This window comes from Streptomyces sp. NPDC030183 (assembly GCF_055573455.1).
The window spans coordinates 13,800-28,394 of sequence record NZ_JBVIBK010000038.1 but is presented as its reverse complement, the minus strand read 5'-3'; the positions used below and the strand labels follow the sequence as shown (position 1 = coordinate 28,394).

The following is a 14,595-nucleotide window of genomic DNA, read 5'->3' as shown; positions in this document are numbered from 1 at the left end:
TCAACTAACGCTCCTGCTGGTGAGTGGGGTTCGGGAAGCTGCCGGTCTGGCCGTTGCCGACCTGACGACCCTGCGCGATACCCCGACGGAGATTGGTCAGCCGGCCGCGTACGTCGTCAGGCGCACGCGAGACCTGCGGACCGCTTTGGTGCTGTTGCTGCTGAGCCGTGCCCGGCACGAGGTTGGCGCGCGGGACCCGACGAGGCAGGCCGGAGGTGGTGACCCCGCCCGCCGACGGCTGACGGACGCGTTCGGCCTGGCGGACCAGGTCGTCATTGGGGGTGCTGCGCCAGGCGGTGGACGCCGGCGCGGCGGGTGCCGCCGACCGCTGGGGAGCGGCCGGGGTCTCGGGGGCCGGGACGGACCGCTGCGGGGCCATGCCGTTGCCCGGCTGCCGCTGCGGCTGCTGGCCACCCTGGCCGTGCTGCCCGTTCTGGCCGCCCTGACCGTGGAACCAGTTGGTCTCCAGCGTGTCGTACAGCGGGGTACGGCCGTCACCCGGGCCCGGGGCCGGCGGCAGCGCCTCCGGCTCCTGCGGGCGCCCGGGGCGCTGCGGGGGCATCGGGGGACGCTGCTGCTGGCGCGGCCCGCCGAAGTTCTCGCCGTTGACCTGCGGACGCTCGAACTGACCGGTGTCCTGCGGGTTCTGCCGACCGGAGGGGTCGTACTGCCCGGCGCCCTGTCCGTTCTGCCGTCCGAGGACGCCGAACTGACCGGTGTCCTGGCCGTTCGCCCGCTCCGGGGCGTTGTACTGGCCGCTGTTCTGCGGGTTCTGCGGGTTCTGCCGGTTCGGGACGGGGAACTGGCCCGTGCCGGAGCCGTCGTAGCCCGCCGTGGCGAACCGACCGGTGGACGAGGAGTCCGCGGAGCCGCCGTGGGACGGACCGCCCGGCGCCGGCGGGGCGCCGGCCCCGCCGAACACGTCGGGGCGCACGAAGGATCCGCCGCCGTTCTGTCCGGCGCCCTGGGCGTCGTAGTCGGGGCGCGGGAACTGCGAGGTCGAGGCCGGACCCTGGTTCGGGTCGACCCGCGGCATCGGCGCCGTGACGTCGGGCTGCTCGTCGTGGCCGCGCGGGGCGTCCAGCGAGGCGCGCGGCACCGGCGGCTGGGCGTTCTCGTCGCTCCAGCTCGGCGTGCGCGGGGCGTTGCCGCCGGGCAGCTCGGCGCGCGGGCCACCACGGCCGGGCAGCTGCGGCCGGCGCCTGCCGGAACGCTCCTTGCCCTGCTTCGGGGGCACGGCACCGGGACCGCTGTCACCGGAGCCGCCCTGACGCGGCGCGCCGCCGTCACCGAAGCTGCCGCCAGGACGCAGCCCCGAGCCGCCGCCGGCGAAGCCGCCCTGGCGCCCGGAGTCGTCGAAGTTCTCGAAGTTCCTGGTGTCGGGACCACCGGTCCCGGCGGCCTGGAGGCCCTGGGGAGCACCGGGGGCCTGACCGCCGCCGAACGCACCGGCACCGGCACCCGCCGGAGCCGGCCGACCGCCCTGCGCGGGCATCGGCGGACCACTCTGCGGCCCACGCTGGCCACCGGGGTTGCCCGGGCCGCTGGGGTTGCCGGGAAGCGCGGCACGCGGACCCTGACCGGCACCCACCTGCCCGCGCTGCGGGGCACCACCGAGCAGACCGCCACCGGAGGGGCCACCGCCGAGCGGCGGACCCGACTGGCCGGCCTGGCGGCGCGCGGCGGCGACACCGGCCGCGGCCTGCGCGGCGGCGGGGCCACCGGCGGCGGGGCCGCCCTGGCCGGGCTTGCCGGGGGCCGGCTTCTTGTTGCCCTGCGCCACGTCCACGGGGAGCATGACCAGCGCGGTCGTACCGCCCGAGTCGGACGGACGCAGCTGGATGCGGATGCCGTGGCGCTGCGACAGACGACCGACCACGAACAGACCCATGCGGCGGGAGACCGAGACGTCCACGGTGGGCGGCGAGGCGAGCCGCTCGTTGATCGCCGCGAGGTCCTCGGGGGAGAGGCCGATACCGGTGTCGTGGATCTCGATCAGCACCCGCCCGTCGGGCAGCGCGTGACCGGTGACCTTGACCTTGGTCTGCGGCGAGGAGAACGAGGTCGCGTTCTCGAGCAGCTCGGCGAGCAGGTGCACGAGGTCGTTGACGACGCGGCCGGCCACTTCGGTGGTCGGCACGGCGGCCAGTTCGATGCGCTCGTACTGCTCCACCTCGGAGGCGGCGGCGCGGAGCACGTCGACCAGCGGGACCGGACGGGTCCAGCGGCGGCCGGGCTCCTCACCGGCGAGAACGAGGAGGTTCTCGCCGTTACGGCGCATGCGGGTGGCGAGGTGGTCGAGCTTGAACAGGGAGGACAGCTGGTCCGGGTCGGCCTCGCGGGACTCCAGTTCGGAGATGAGCGACAGCTGACGCTGGATGAGGCCCTGGGAGCGACGCGAGAGGTTGGTGAACATCGCGTTGACGTTGCCCCGCAGGAGGGCCTGCTCGGCGGCGAGGCGGACCGCCTCGCGGTGCACGTCGTCGAAGGCCGCGGCCACCTGGCCGATCTCGTCCCGGGAGTGCACACCGACGGACTCGACGGAGGTGTCGACGTCCTGCGGGTCCGACTCCGACAGCTGCTTGACCAGCTCGGGCAGCCGGTCCTGGGCGACCTTGGTCGCCGTGTCCTGCAGCCGGCGCAGCGAGCGGATCATGGAGCGGGCCACGACGAACGCGCCGACCAGCGAGACACCGAGGACGAGCAGGATGAGCGCACCGGAGATGATCGCCTCTTGCTCGGCGTCCGCGCGGAGCGTACGGGCGGTCTGCTCCATCTCCTCGAGGAGCGTGCCCTCGATCTTCTTCATCTGCTCGAGCTCGGCCGTCGAGCCGTCGATCCAGTCCTTGTACGAGCGCTTGTCCTGACCGCGCAGACCGCCGGCGCTCGCGAGCACCCGGTCCGCGTAGATGTCGGACGCCTCGATGGTGGGGCTCGCGTCGTCGATCGGCTTGGTCAGCACCTCGGCGCCGTCGCCGTAGATGTCGGAGAAGGCCGTGCGGTCGGACTCCTCGTTCGCCAGCGCCGAGCTCGCGTAGAGCCGGTCGTTCTCGGAGAGGGTGCCGAACTTGTCCTTGTTCTCCGGCAGGGCCGCCGCGATGACCGCGCGCTGCACCGACGCGTACTCCTTGGCCGACGAGAACGCGGCCAGGGCGCGGGTGCGCTTGATCATGTCCGGGTTGCTGGTGGCCTCCGCCATGTCCTGGGAGAGTTCCAGCAGCTGGGTGATCAGACGGTGGTACGCCTCGACCGTCTGCGTGGAGTTCTTCGGGTCGGCGTAGGCCTTGTTGCGGATGCTGTTGAGGTTGTTCAGCTCACGCACCACGCGGACGAGGCTGTCGCGGACGCCGGGGAGGTTCTCGGCGGTGCTGGAGCTGTCCGCCTCCTGGGTCGCGTCGGCGAACTGCACGCGGGCCTGGTCGGTCTTCTCGCGGGCGCCCTTGACCGTGAAGTCGGAGGCGCTCAGACCGTGCGCGAGCGGACCGGCGGAGAGGTCGCGCTCGTTCTGCAGGGCGTTGGCGAGCTCCGTCGCCTGCTTGGTCATGTCGGTCAGCAGCCGCATGTTGTCGAGCTGCTGGATGTCGTCCACGTTGTCGCCGATGCGCAGCGCGCCGAGCGAGGTCGCCGCCACCACGGGGAGCGCGAGCAGCGAGACGAGACGGGTGGAGATGCGCCAGTTGCGCAGGGCTATTCGTGAACCGGGACCGGTCGTCCCGGCCTTGTCGCCGCCCTTGGGCTTGCCGGGCTGCGCGGGGGGAGCAGACGCGCCGGTGCGCCCGGAGCGCTCACCGCCGTCGCCGATCTCCGCCGGACCCGGGTTCTGGGCGTGCTGGGGGGAGGAACCGTTACCGGCTCCGTTGTGTGGCTCCGGCTCCGCCGAAGCGCTGCCATCCCTCTTGAAACGTCCCTGCACTAGCGTCGCAACCTCTGGACCAGGCGCCCCACCGAATGAACGGCGGGACGGTGTCGGCGTCTTGGGGGCGCCCTGAATTACGTCCCCTGTTTGTGGTCGTGAGTGACCGGCGCTGGCTCCCCCTTCCGCCGCCGCCCGGCGCTGCTTTGCGCCCCTGCGCGCCGGCACGATCCTGCGGCGGTCCGTGGAATTCCAGCACAGTGCCGGATCTGCAACAAGGCCAACGGATAACGGTCTGTTCACAGTGACAGCGCGTGAGGAGTGAGTCACCGGATGTGGAGGCCAATGGGCAGCAAAGCGGGCAAACTCCCGCGATACAGGGGCACGAGGGGGGTGTCCCAGTCGCCATGATCAGGAGCGGAATGCCTGATTCAGTTGGCTGATGTCCGTTTTGTCAGGGTGGGGGGAGAATCCGAATTGCCCGTTTTGCCCATGACTAGGTGAGCAAACTCACACGGTGATCATGCCTTCTTCCCGCCCCGGCCCGGGAATCGGATGTTTAGCCTGACGCTTTACAGGGATGGCGAATCCGACAACCCGCGCTTGTGGGGCGGCCCTTGCGGCCCGTCCCGGCGCCTTTCACGACGAGGTCCAGGACAACAGTGAAGACGACGACGATGTTCCGCACGATAGCCAACCCCCGGCGCACCACGCTGGCCCACCTCGCCGACGCCGAGGAGCTGCGCACGCCGGAGCAGGAGCACTCCGTCGACCTCCCTTCCCAGACCGCCAACCCCCGCCGGACGGTCCTGATGAAGGTCCCCGCCCAGGCCACCGAGTAGTCGCACGCTCAAGTACGCACGGAATCCGTCCCGCGCTCACCAGGGACGCGCTCCGAACGGATTCTGTGAGACGGGAACGAGGAACACCGCCCCGGCGGTACGCGCACAGAGGGCGCCCGGCAGCGCGACCAGGGCGCCCTTTCGCATGGGCGCGGCGGCCGCGTCCCCGACCAATGCGCGAGGCGGGCCCCCCTTGCCGCGTTAGCCTGGAGCGTCAGACTCCAGCCAGCTCAGTTAAGGGGCGCGAGGATCCCGTGCGCATCGCCAGGTTCTCCATCGACGGGAACGTAGCCTTCGGAGCGGTCGAGGGCGACAAGCCGGACGAGCTCGTCCTCGACATCATCAAGGGCATCCCGTTCGCGGACTTCGAGCTCTCCGGGACGAAGGTCCCACTGGCCCCGCTTGATTCGAGGACACGGGTCAGGCTGCTGCCGCCGGTGCTCCCCAACAAGGTCGTGGCCTTCGGCCGCAACTACGCCGAGCACGCCCGCGAACTCGGCAACGAGGTCCCCGACGCCCCGTTCGCCTTCTTCAAGCCGGCCACCTCGGTGATCGGTCACGGCGACGAGATCCAGTACCCGGCCTTCTCCGAGGAACTCCACCACGAGGCCGAGCTCGCCGTGGTCATCGGCCGGATGTGCCGCGAGGTCCCCCGTGAACGCGTCAAGGACGTGATCTTCGGTTACACCTGCGCCAACGACATCACCGCCCGTGACGTCCAGCGGCGCGAGAAGCAGTGGGCCAGGGCCAAGGGCTTCGACACGTCCTGCCCGCTCGGCCCCTGGGTCGAGACCGAACTGGACCCCTCGGACCTGACCATCCAGCTCACGGTCAACGGCGCCCAACGCCAGCTCGGCCGTACGAGCGAGATGATCCACTCCATCGAGGACCTGATCGTCAACATCACCGAGGCCATGACACTGCTCCCGGGCGACGTCATCCTCACGGGCACCCCCGCAGGGGTCGGCCCCCTCAACGTCGGCGACGAGGTCGCCGTCACCATCGAAGGCATCGGCACTCTCACCAACAAGGTGATCAAGCGTGGCTAACGGCTCCGTCCGCGTACGTTTCTGTCCGTCCCCGACCGGCAACCCCCATGTGGGTCTGGTCCGCACGGCCCTGTTCAACTGGGCGTTCGCCCGCCACACCGGCGGCACGTTCGTCTTCCGCATCGAGGACACCGACGCGGCCCGCGACTCCGAGGAGTCCTACGAGCAGCTCCTGGACTCGCTGCGCTGGCTGGGCTTCACCTGGGACGAGGGCCCCGAGGTCGGCGGCCCGCACGCGCCGTACCGCCAGTCGCAGCGCATGGAGACCTACACGGAGATCGCCGGGAAGCTCCTGGACGCCGGTCACGCGTACTACTGCTACTGCACCGCCTCCGAGCTGGAGGAGCGCCGTGACGCCGCCCGCGCCGCGGGCCGCCCCTCCGGCTACGACGGCAAGTGCCGCGAGGTCACGCCCGAGCAGAAGGCCCAGTACGAGGCCGAGGGCCGCGAGCCGATCGTCCGCTTCCGGATGCCCGACGAGACGATCACCTTCACCGACCTGGTCCGCGGCGAGCTGACCTTCACCCCGGAGAACGTGCCGGACTACGGCATCGTCCGTGCCAACGGCGCCCCGCTGTACACGCTGGTCAACCCGGTCGACGACGCCCTCATGGAGATCACCCACGTCCTGCGCGGCGAGGACCTCCTCTCCTCCACGCCGCGTCAGATCGCGCTCTACAAGGCGCTGATCGACCTGGGCGTCGCCAAGGAGATCCCCTCCTTCGGCCACCTGCCGTACGTGATGGGCGAGGGCAACAAGAAGCTCTCCAAGCGCGACCCGCAGTCCAGCCTGAACCTCTACCGGGAGCGCGGCTTCCTCCCCGAGGGCCTGCTGAACTACCTCTCGCTCCTCGGCTGGTCCCTCTCCGCGGACAAGGACATCTTCACGATCGAGGAGATGGTCGCCGCCTTCGACGTCGCGGACGTGAACCCCAACCCGGCCCGCTTCGACCTGAAGAAGGCCGAGGCGATCAACGCGGACCACATCCGCATGCTGAGCGTGACGGACTTCACCGAGCGCTGCGCCCCCTGGCTGAAGGCCCCCTTCGCCCCCTGGGCCCCGGAGGACTTCGACGAGGCCAAGTGGCAGGCCATCGCCCCGCACGCGCAGACCCGCCTCAAGGTCCTCTCGGAGATCACCGAGAACGTCGACTTCCTGTTCCTTCCGGAGCCGGTCGAGGACGAGGCGTCCTGGACGAAGGCGATGAAGGAGGGCTCCGACGCCCTGCTGCGCACCGCGAGGGAGAAGCTGGAGTCCGCCGACTGGGCCTCGGCCGAGTCCCTCAAGGAGGCCGTCCTGGCCGCCGGCGAGGCCCACGGGCTCAAGCTCGGCAAGGCCCAGGCCCCGGTCCGCGTGGCCGTCACCGGCCGCACGGTCGGCCTGCCCCTCTTCGAGTCCCTGGAGATCCTGGGCAAGGAGAAGACCCTGGCCCGCATCGACGCGGCCCTGGCCAAGCTGGCCGCGTAACGCCGATGTGCGAGGGGCGGCACCCGGGACCCCGGGTGCCGCCCCTTCGTCATCCGCCGGACAGGACGGCCGGCCTCGGGCTACCGTCGGACCATGAGCATCAAGGCCGTGGTCTGGGACGTCGACGACACCCTCTTCGACTACACCACGGCCGACCGCACCGGAATGCGGGCGCACCTGGCGGCCGAGGGGCTGCGCCGGTTCGGCACCGTCGAGGAGGCCCTCGACCGCTGGCGGGAACTCACGAGCCTGCACTGGCGGCGGTACGCGGCGGGGCAGGGCGACTGGGAGGCCACCCGGCGCGACCGGGTGCGGGACTTCCACGGCGAACCGCTGACCGACGCCGAGGCCGACGCCTGGTTCGAGCGCTACATCGTCCACTACGAGCGGGCCTGGTCGCTCTTCCCGGACGTCCTGCCCGTCCTGGACGCGCTCGCCGCGACCCACCGGCACGCGGTCCTGTCCAACTCCAGCCTCCCCGTGCAGGAGCGCAAGCTGCGGGCCCTCGGTGTGTGGGACCGCTTCGAGACGGTCCTGTGCGCCGAGCAGCTGGGCGTCCACAAACCGGCGGCCGAGGCGTTCCACGCCGCCTGCGAGTCCCTGGACCTGCCCCCGGGCGAGGTCGCGTACGTCGGCGATCACCCGGAGATCGACGGACAGGGCGCCGCCGAGGCGGGTCTGCTGTCGGTCTGGATCGACCGCGGCGGCCTCTACGCGACGGTGGACCCGCCGGTCGGACCGCACCGCATCGCCACCCTCGCCGAACTCCCCGCGATCCTCGGCTCGGATACTCGTTTTGGAGCGCCGTCCACCTTCGGGTAATGTTCTTTCTGCGCCGCCGGGGAGCGGGCCGAAAGGCCGGAACCGGAAGCGCAAGCTAGAACAAGATCCCCTCAGGGGCTTGCGTTCCAGTGGCCTATGGTGTAATTGGCAGCACGACTGATTCTGGTTCAGTTAGTCTTGGTTCGAGTCCAGGTAGGCCAGCTCGCAGAGCTTATCTGCGCCAGCGGATCTCATCCGCAAGCCCCCGTTGTGTAGCGGCCTAGCACGCTGCCCTCTCAAGGCAGTAGCGCCGGTTCGAATCCGGTCGGGGGTACAGATCCTTCCCGCGAGGAGAGTTCGGGTCGCACCCTCTCCCTTCGATGCAGGATCGCTAGGGCCCCCGTTGTGTAGCGGCCTAGCACGCCGCCCTCTCAAGGCGGTAGCGCCGGTTCGAATCCGGTCGGGGGTACTGACTGGTCTAAACCACATTGGTCTATGGTGTAATTGGCAGCACGACTGATTCTGGTTCAGTTAGTCTTGGTTCGAGTCCAGGTAGACCAGCTCGGACCTGCGGCGATGTAGTACTGAACGCCTGCAGGCTCCACGCCCCCGTTGTGTAGCGGCCTAGCACGCCGCCCTCTCAAGGCGGTAGCGCCGGTTCGAATCCGGTCGGGGGTACCTCACAGAAGGCCCTTCGCTTCGGCGGAGGGCCTTCGTCGTGTGCCCCCGCTCACTCGAAGCCGTACCGCCGGGCCGACTCCTCCTCCTGGGCCAGCCGGTGCAGGGCCCGCAGCACGGGCTCGAACAGCACCGCCGACGAGACCGCCGACTCGACCATCTCCGTGTCGGACTCGTACGTCTCCATCCGGTCCAGATCCCGCGCCGCCGCCTGGTGCATCAACTCGGCGTAGGGGCCCATGGTTTCGGCGTCGCACGGATACCCCAGCCGGATCTGCGTGGCCACCAGGGCCACCAGGGAGCGGTGCACGGGGGAGAGCGCGCCGATCTCCCGCGCCGCGTCCCAGCCCAGCCTCCGCAGCAGCCGGTCCACCTCCGCTGCCGCGGCCACCGTGGCCGGGTCCTCCTCGTCCGGGTCCGGGGCCTGCGGGAGCGCCCACAGGGCCGCGCCGAGACGGATCGTACGGCCCAGCGACTCGTCGTCGACGTGCTTGAGCACCTCCCGGGCGCTCGCCACCGGCACCCGCCCCACCTGGATCAACGCCCGTACCAGTCGCAGCCGGCGCAGATGCCCCTCGTCGTACTCCGCCGTCGTCGCGTTGATCTGCCGGCCCGGCGCCAACAGCCCTTCGCGCAGGTAGTACTTGATCGTCGCGGTGGACACCCCGCTGCGTGCGCTCAACTCCGCCAACCGCATCTCTCTTGCGCCCCTTCTTGGAAAGTGCCACTATCCAAGCATGAGAGGTCGGATAGTGCCGCTCACCAACAAGGGGGAGTCATGAAGGGAAAGACGGTCGTCGCCGGACGCACCACCGCTGCCGCCGAGGGGGACGTCGTGGTCCTGCTCATCGGCGTGCGCATCAACCACTTCTGGGCCGTCCACCACTGGCTGCCGGTGCTGGCCGCGATGCCCCGGATGCTGCGCGAGCTGCGCGCGGACCCGGGCCGGGGGCTGCTGAACGCCGTCCTGCTCACGGCCTCGCCGCGCACGTACTACGTCGTCCAGTACTGGGAGTCCAAGGAGAAGCTCTACGGGTACGCGCACGCGCCCGACGCGTTCCACCGTGTGGCGTGGGCGGCGATGAACCGCAGGGAGCGCAAGGGCAAGGGCCGCGGACACGTGGGGCTCTGGCACGAGACGTACGTCGTGCCGGAGGGGTCGTACGAGTCGATCTACGCGAACATGCCGGCCTTCGGTCTCGCGGCGGCCACGGGGGTGCTGCCGGTCGATAAGCGGGGGCGGTCCGCGAAGGAGCGGTTGGCCCACCGGCGGGTGGACGCCTGACGGGAGGGCGCGGACGACCCGGGGGCCGGTCGACCGCACGGGAAAGGGCCTGCCGCGGCGTTGAGGCAGGCCCTTTCCCGTGGTCGTACGGCTGGGGGAGGGTCAGCCCGAGCGGCGCAGGGCTTCGGAGAGGCGGGCCGCGGCGTCGATCACCGCTTGGGCGTGCATACGGCCGGGGTGGCGGGTCAGGCGCTCGATGGGCCCGGAGACCGAGACCGCCGCGACCACGCGGTTGGAGGGGCCGCGGACCGGGGCCGAGACCGAGGCCACGCCCGGCTCGCGCTCACCGATCGACTGGGCCCAGCCGCGGCGGCGCACCCCGGAGAGGGCGGTCGCGGTGAAACGGGCGCCCTGGAGGCCGCGGTGGAGGCGCTCCGGCTCCTCCCAGGCCATGAGGATCTGGGCGGAGGAGCCCGCCTTCATCGTGAGCGTCGAACCGACCGGGACGGTGTCCCGCAGGCCGGACAGCCGCTCCGCCGCGGCGACGCAGATGCGCATGTCGCCCTGGCGGCGGTAGAGCTGGGCGCTCTCGCCCGTCACATCCCTGAGGTGCGTGAGCACCGGGCCGGCCGTGGCGAGGAGGCGGTCCTCACCGGCGGCCGCGGCCAGCTCGGCCAGCCTCGGGCCGAGGATGAACCGGCCCTGCATGTCCCGTGCCACCATGCGGTGGTGTTCCAGAGCCACGGCCAGGCGGTGGGCCGTGGGCCGTGCGAGTCCGGTGGCGCCGACCAGACCCGCGAGGGTGGCCGGACCGGACTCCAGAGCGCTCAGGACCAGGGCCGCCTTGTCCAGAACGCCGACGCCGCTACTGTTGTCCATGCAACGATACTCGCGTCTCACTCTGTGAAACGCAAGTTCAATTTCACGTGCACCTTGCCACTCTGGAAGCAGAACAACAGCGGCTCGCGGACCGACGAGCCCGGCGGCCGGCGCGCGCTACGAGGGGTACGCACGCTCGCCACCTCCGAAATCTCTAGTTGGGTCGACGCGCTGAGGCGTCGGCCGGAGGGAAAGCGATGGGTAGGACACTCGCGGAGAAGGTCTGGGACGACCATGTCGTCCGGCGCGCCGAGGGCGAGCCCGACCTCCTCTTCATCGACTTGCACCTGCTGCACGAGGTGACCAGCCCCCAGGCCTTCGACGGTCTCCGCAAGAGCGGGCGGAAGGTCCGCCGGCTCGACCTGACCATCGCGACCGAGGACCACAACACCCCCACCCTCGACATCGACAAGCCCATCGCGGACCCCGTCTCCCGCGTCCAGCTGGAGACGCTGCGCAAGAACGCCGCCGAGTTCGGTGTGCGGCTGCACCCGCTGGGCGACGTCGAGCAGGGTGTCGTGCACGTCGTGGGCCCGCAGCTGGGTCTGACCCAGCCCGGTATGACGGTCGTCTGCGGCGACTCCCACACCTCCACGCACGGCGCCTTCGGCGGTCTGGCGTTCGGCATCGGCACCTCCCAGGTGGAGCATGTGCTGGCCACCCAGACGCTGCCCATGGCCCGCCCGAAGACCATGGCCATCACGGTCAACGGTGAGCTGCCCGACGGCGTCACCGCCAAGGACCTGATCCTGGCGATCATCGCCAGGATCGGCACGGGCGGCGGCCAGGGCTACGTCCTGGAGTACCGCGGCTCCGCCATCGAGAAGCTCTCGATGGAAGCCCGCATGACGATCTGCAACATGTCCATCGAGGCCGGCGCACGCGCGGGCATGATCGCTCCCGACCAGACCACCTTCGACTACCTGGAGGGCCGTCCGCACGCGCCCAAGGGCGAGGACTGGGACGCGGCCGTCGCGTACTGGAAGACCCTCAGGACGGACGATGACGCCGAGTTCGACGCCGAGGTCGTGATCGAGGCCGCCGAGCTGTCGCCGTTCGTCACCTGGGGCACCAACCCCGGCCAGGGCGCGCCGCTTTCGGCGAACGTCCCCGATCCGGCTTCGTACGAAGACGCTTCGGAGCGCCTGGCCGCCGAAAAGGCCCTGGAGTACATGGGGTTGGAGGCCGGACAGCCGCTGCGCTCCATCAAGGTGGACACCGTCTTCGTAGGTTCCTGCACCAACGGCCGCATCGAGGACCTGCGCGCCGCCGCCGATCTGCTCAAGGGCCGCAAAGTCGCCGACGGCGTACGGATGCTGGTCGTCCCCGGCTCCGCTCGGGTCGGTCTCCAGGCCGTCTCCGAGGGTCTGGACGTCGTCTTCAAGGAGGCCGGCGCCGAGTGGCGGCACGCGGGCTGCTCGATGTGCCTGGGCATGAACCCGGACCAGCTGGCCCCCGGTGAGCGCTCCGCGTCCACCTCCAACCGCAACTTCGAGGGCCGGCAGGGCAAGGGCGGCCGGACGCACCTGGTCTCGCCGCAGGTCGCCGCCGCGACCGCCGTGCTGGGCCACCTGGCCTCGCCCGCCGACCTGTCCGACGCCCCCGCGCCCGCTGGAGTCTGAGAGTCATGGAAGCATTCACCACCCACACCGGCCGGGCCGTCCCGCTGCGCCGCAGCAACGTCGACACCGACCAGATCATCCCCGCCCACTGGCTCAAGAAGGTGACCAGGGACGGTTTCGAGGACGGGCTGTTCGAGGCCTGGCGCAAGGACGAGACCTTCATCCTCAACCAGCCGGAGCGCGAGGGCGCCACGGTCCTGGTCGCCGGCCCCGACTTCGGCACCGGCTCGTCCCGTGAGCACGCGGTGTGGGCGCTGCAGAACTACGGCTTCAAGGCCGTGATCTCCTCCCGGTTCGCCGACATCTTCCGCGGCAACTCGCTCAAGAACGGCCTGCTCACGGTCGTGCTGGAGCAGAAGATCGTGGACTCGCTGTGGGAGCTCACCGAGAAGGACCCCCGGGCCGAGGTGACGGTCGACCTGGAGACCCGAGAAGTGCGTGCCGAGGGCATCACCGCCTCCTTCGAGCTGGACGAGAACTCCCGCTGGCGGCTGCTGAACGGTCTGGACGACATCTCCATCACCCTCCAGAACGAGGACGACATCGCCGCGTACGAGGCCAAGCGGCCGTCGTACAAGCCGCGGACGCTGCCGGTCTGATCCGCCTCGCCGGCCGCCCCCGGGGCAGCCCGCGCACGACGGATTCCAGCCACCGCCACACCCCCCTGTACCCCCAATCGTGCACGGTTGGGGGTACAGCCATGTTTGGCGTAACGCACCTTGGAAGTGGGGTGCAGAAAGGTTTCAACTCCCCTAGTTACAAAGGTGATTACTGGGGTACGCGCATCATCGTGCGGCATTGGATGGGGGTGCTCGACAGGCCCCCGGGAGACGGCAGTTACCCCCTGGGCAGGCGACAACTCGCCCCAGATGGCACAATCTGTGCATGGAACACGACGGCCAACTCGAGCTCTATGCGGCGGTCGCGGGCCAACTCAAGGAAGCGCACGCAAGGGTGCGCGCACTGCAAGTCCCGGAGGGCGTACGGATGGCGCTGACCCGGAAGCTGCTGGTCATTACGGCCGTGGCCAAGCACGATCTCGCCGACGCGGCAAGGCGTCTGGAGACCTTCGCGGCGGACCTCGACGAGGGGCGAATCCCCCCGGGGGACGCCGAAGGAACTCCGTGACAGTCGAGTCCGTTGCGGCACAAGGGTGATAAGCCCGTTTCGTGTTTGATTTGCGGTATATATCTGCCTAACGTGCGAAAAGCTTGAACACTTTCGTTCTGGCGATGTCTCCGAAGGGGAAGACGTGAACAAGGCGCAGCTCGTAGAAGCGATTGCGGACAAGCTCGGTGGCCGTCAGCAGGCCGCCGACGCGGTCGACGCCGTCCTGGACGCCATCGTCCGGGCGACGGTCGCGGGTGAGAGGGTCTCGGTCACCGGCTTCGGTTCGTTCGAGAAGGTCGAGCGTCCGGCCCGTTACGCCCGCAACCCGCAGACGGGTGAGCGGGTTCGGGTGAAGAAGACGTCCGTCCCCCGCTTCCGCGCAGGCCAGGGCTTCAAGGACCTGGTGAGCGGCTCCAAGAAGCTGCCCCGCGGCGGCGAGGTCGCCGTGAAGAAGGCCCCGAAGGGCAGCCTGAGCGGTGGCGCCTCGGCGACAGTCAAGAAGGCGGCCGCGAAGAAGACGACGACCGCGAAGAAGGCGACCACGGCCCGCAAGGCCACGCCCGCCAAGAAGACCACGGCGACCGCCAAGAAGACGACGGCGAAGAAGACCACCGCCAAGAAGACCACGGCGACGAAGTCGACCGCCGCGAAGAAGACCACGCCCGCGAAGTCGACCGCGGCGAAGAAGACCACCGCGGCGAAGGCTCCCGCCAAGAAGGCCACCGCGAAGAAGGCTCCGGCCAAGAAGTCGTCGGCTCGAAAGACCACGGCGAAGAAGACTGCCGCCCGATAAGCAGAAGGGCGCTGGGTACTCACACGCGCCGGGCCGGGCTCCTTGTCGGAGCCCGGCCCGCGGCGTTTCCGGGTAAGGGTTGGTTGTGAGTCCGCGGATTCTCAGAACGTCTGCAAAGTGATCAAAGTGATGCGGAGGGCTTCGTCCGTGCCCTCCGTCTCGATGCGGACCCGCTGACCGGGGCGGAGGAGGCGCAGACCGCCCGCGTCGAAGGCCGGCGCCTCGAAGGGGACCGGGGTGCCGTCGTCGAGGAGGACCTGGCCCGAGCGGGTGGCGGGGTCGTAGGTGTACGCGGTGGCCTGCATGGACGCAGC

At 70.1% G+C, this 14,595-nt stretch carries 13 protein-coding genes and 5 tRNA genes; 14 read left to right on the top strand and 4 right to left on the bottom strand.

What is annotated here, in order from left to right; all coding sequences use genetic code 11:
• Window positions 1-4 precede the first annotated feature (4 nt).
• Complete coding sequence (locus tag ACZ4Z2_RS33805) at window positions 5-3,913, bottom strand: sensor histidine kinase (protein WP_468081282.1); 3,909 nt, start codon at window positions 3,911-3,913, stop codon at window positions 5-7.
• A gap of 602 nt (window positions 3,914-4,515) precedes the next feature.
• Between ACZ4Z2_RS33805 and ACZ4Z2_RS33800 the strand changes: the two genes are divergently transcribed.
• The 9 genes from ACZ4Z2_RS33800 to ACZ4Z2_RS33760 all read left to right on the top strand — a co-directional run bounded on the left by ACZ4Z2_RS33800 (window position 4,516) and on the right by ACZ4Z2_RS33760 (window position 8,652).
• A complete protein-coding gene (locus ACZ4Z2_RS33800) occupies window positions 4,516-4,695 on the top strand; it encodes a hypothetical protein (protein ID WP_468081281.1) in 180 nt (59 codons plus the stop codon).
• Window positions 4,696-4,949: 254 nt separating this feature from the next.
• Window positions 4,950-5,744, top strand: coding sequence for a fumarylacetoacetate hydrolase family protein (locus tag ACZ4Z2_RS33795; protein ID WP_468081280.1), 795 nt, complete (start codon window positions 4,950-4,952; stop codon window positions 5,742-5,744).
• Window positions 5,737-7,212 (top strand): glutamate--tRNA ligase, encoded by a 1,476-nt coding sequence (gene gltX, locus ACZ4Z2_RS33790; protein WP_468081278.1) that lies wholly within the window; start codon window positions 5,737-5,739, stop codon window positions 7,210-7,212. The genes ACZ4Z2_RS33795 and gltX overlap by 8 nt, the downstream gene beginning before the upstream one ends.
• A 93-nt stretch (window positions 7,213-7,305) precedes the next feature.
• The gene (locus ACZ4Z2_RS33785) at window positions 7,306-8,034 is read left to right on the top strand and encodes an HAD family hydrolase (protein ID WP_468081277.1); all 729 of its coding nucleotides are present in this window, start codon (window positions 7,306-7,308) and stop codon (window positions 8,032-8,034) included.
• A 90-nt stretch (window positions 8,035-8,124) separates the two neighbouring features.
• Window positions 8,125-8,196: transfer RNA gene (locus tag ACZ4Z2_RS33780), tRNA-Gln, on the top strand.
• A gap of 39 nt (window positions 8,197-8,235) precedes the next feature.
• Window positions 8,236-8,308: transfer RNA gene (locus ACZ4Z2_RS33775), tRNA-Glu, on the top strand.
• Between the two features lie 62 nt (window positions 8,309-8,370).
• A tRNA-Glu gene (locus tag ACZ4Z2_RS33770) sits at window positions 8,371-8,443 on the top strand.
• A gap of 20 nt (window positions 8,444-8,463) precedes the next feature.
• Window positions 8,464-8,535, top strand: a tRNA-Gln gene (locus ACZ4Z2_RS33765).
• Between the two features lie 44 nt (window positions 8,536-8,579).
• Window positions 8,580-8,652: transfer RNA gene (locus ACZ4Z2_RS33760), tRNA-Glu, on the top strand.
• A 52-nt stretch (window positions 8,653-8,704) separates the two neighbouring features.
• Here the strand turns inward: ACZ4Z2_RS33760 and ACZ4Z2_RS33755 are convergent.
• On the bottom strand, window positions 8,705-9,349 hold the full coding sequence (locus ACZ4Z2_RS33755) for a MerR family transcriptional regulator (RefSeq protein WP_468081276.1): 645 nt from the start codon (window positions 9,347-9,349) through the stop codon (window positions 8,705-8,707).
• Window positions 9,350-9,430: 81 nt separating this feature from the next.
• On the opposite strand from ACZ4Z2_RS33755, the gene ACZ4Z2_RS33750 reads away from it, so the two are divergent.
• Window positions 9,431-9,937: a DUF4188 domain-containing protein gene (locus ACZ4Z2_RS33750; protein WP_468081274.1), complete on the top strand. Its 507-nt coding sequence runs from the start codon at window positions 9,431-9,433 to the stop codon at window positions 9,935-9,937.
• A 102-nt stretch (window positions 9,938-10,039) separates the two neighbouring features.
• Here ACZ4Z2_RS33750 and ndgR read toward each other — a convergent pair whose 3' ends face one another.
• Window positions 10,040-10,756, bottom strand: coding sequence for an IclR family transcriptional regulator NdgR (gene ndgR / locus ACZ4Z2_RS33745; RefSeq protein ID WP_009320373.1), 717 nt, complete (start codon window positions 10,754-10,756; stop codon window positions 10,040-10,042).
• A 197-nt stretch (window positions 10,757-10,953) separates the two neighbouring features.
• On the opposite strand from ndgR, the gene leuC reads away from it, so the two are divergent.
• The 4 genes from leuC to ACZ4Z2_RS33725 all read left to right on the top strand — a co-directional run bounded on the left by leuC (window position 10,954) and on the right by ACZ4Z2_RS33725 (window position 14,281).
• The gene (leuC, locus tag ACZ4Z2_RS33740) at window positions 10,954-12,378 is read left to right on the top strand and encodes a 3-isopropylmalate dehydratase large subunit (RefSeq protein WP_468081272.1); all 1,425 of its coding nucleotides are present in this window, start codon (window positions 10,954-10,956) and stop codon (window positions 12,376-12,378) included.
• A gap of 5 nt (window positions 12,379-12,383) precedes the next feature.
• On the top strand, window positions 12,384-12,977 hold the full coding sequence (gene leuD, locus ACZ4Z2_RS33735; RefSeq protein ID WP_468081271.1) for a 3-isopropylmalate dehydratase small subunit: 594 nt from the start codon (window positions 12,384-12,386) through the stop codon (window positions 12,975-12,977).
• 286 nt (window positions 12,978-13,263) lie between these two features.
• Window positions 13,264-13,506: an SCO5555 family protein gene (locus ACZ4Z2_RS33730; RefSeq protein WP_468081269.1), complete on the top strand. Its 243-nt coding sequence runs from the start codon at window positions 13,264-13,266 to the stop codon at window positions 13,504-13,506.
• Between the two features lie 124 nt (window positions 13,507-13,630).
• On the top strand, window positions 13,631-14,281 hold the full coding sequence (locus ACZ4Z2_RS33725) for an HU family DNA-binding protein (RefSeq protein ID WP_468081267.1): 651 nt from the start codon (window positions 13,631-13,633) through the stop codon (window positions 14,279-14,281).
• Window positions 14,282-14,382: 101 nt separating this feature from the next.
• On the opposite strand, the gene ACZ4Z2_RS33720 is transcribed toward ACZ4Z2_RS33725, so the two are convergent.
• The gene (locus tag ACZ4Z2_RS33720; protein WP_468081265.1) at window positions 14,383-14,586 is read right to left on the bottom strand and encodes a hypothetical protein; all 204 of its coding nucleotides are present in this window, start codon (window positions 14,584-14,586) and stop codon (window positions 14,383-14,385) included.
• Window positions 14,587-14,595: the final 9 nt, after the last annotated feature.

Coding starts and splice junctions, on each gene's coding strand:
- ACZ4Z2_RS33785 (WP_468081277.1), top strand. CDS start 7,306: ATGAGCATCAAGGCCGTGGTCTGGGACGTCGACGACACCCTCTTCGAC.
- ACZ4Z2_RS33755 (WP_468081276.1), bottom strand. CDS start 9,349: ATGCGGTTGGCGGAGTTGAGCGCACGCAGCGGGGTGTCCACCGCGACG.
- ACZ4Z2_RS33750 (WP_468081274.1), top strand. CDS start 9,431: ATGAAGGGAAAGACGGTCGTCGCCGGACGCACCACCGCTGCCGCCGAG.
- ndgR (WP_009320373.1), bottom strand. CDS start 10,756: ATGGACAACAGTAGCGGCGTCGGCGTTCTGGACAAGGCGGCCCTGGTC.
- leuC (WP_468081272.1), top strand. CDS start 10,954: ATGGGTAGGACACTCGCGGAGAAGGTCTGGGACGACCATGTCGTCCGG.
- leuD (WP_468081271.1), top strand. CDS start 12,384: ATGGAAGCATTCACCACCCACACCGGCCGGGCCGTCCCGCTGCGCCGC.
- ACZ4Z2_RS33730 (WP_468081269.1), top strand. CDS start 13,264: ATGGAACACGACGGCCAACTCGAGCTCTATGCGGCGGTCGCGGGCCAA.
- ACZ4Z2_RS33720 (WP_468081265.1), bottom strand. CDS start 14,586: ATGCAGGCCACCGCGTACACCTACGACCCCGCCACCCGCTCGGGCCAG.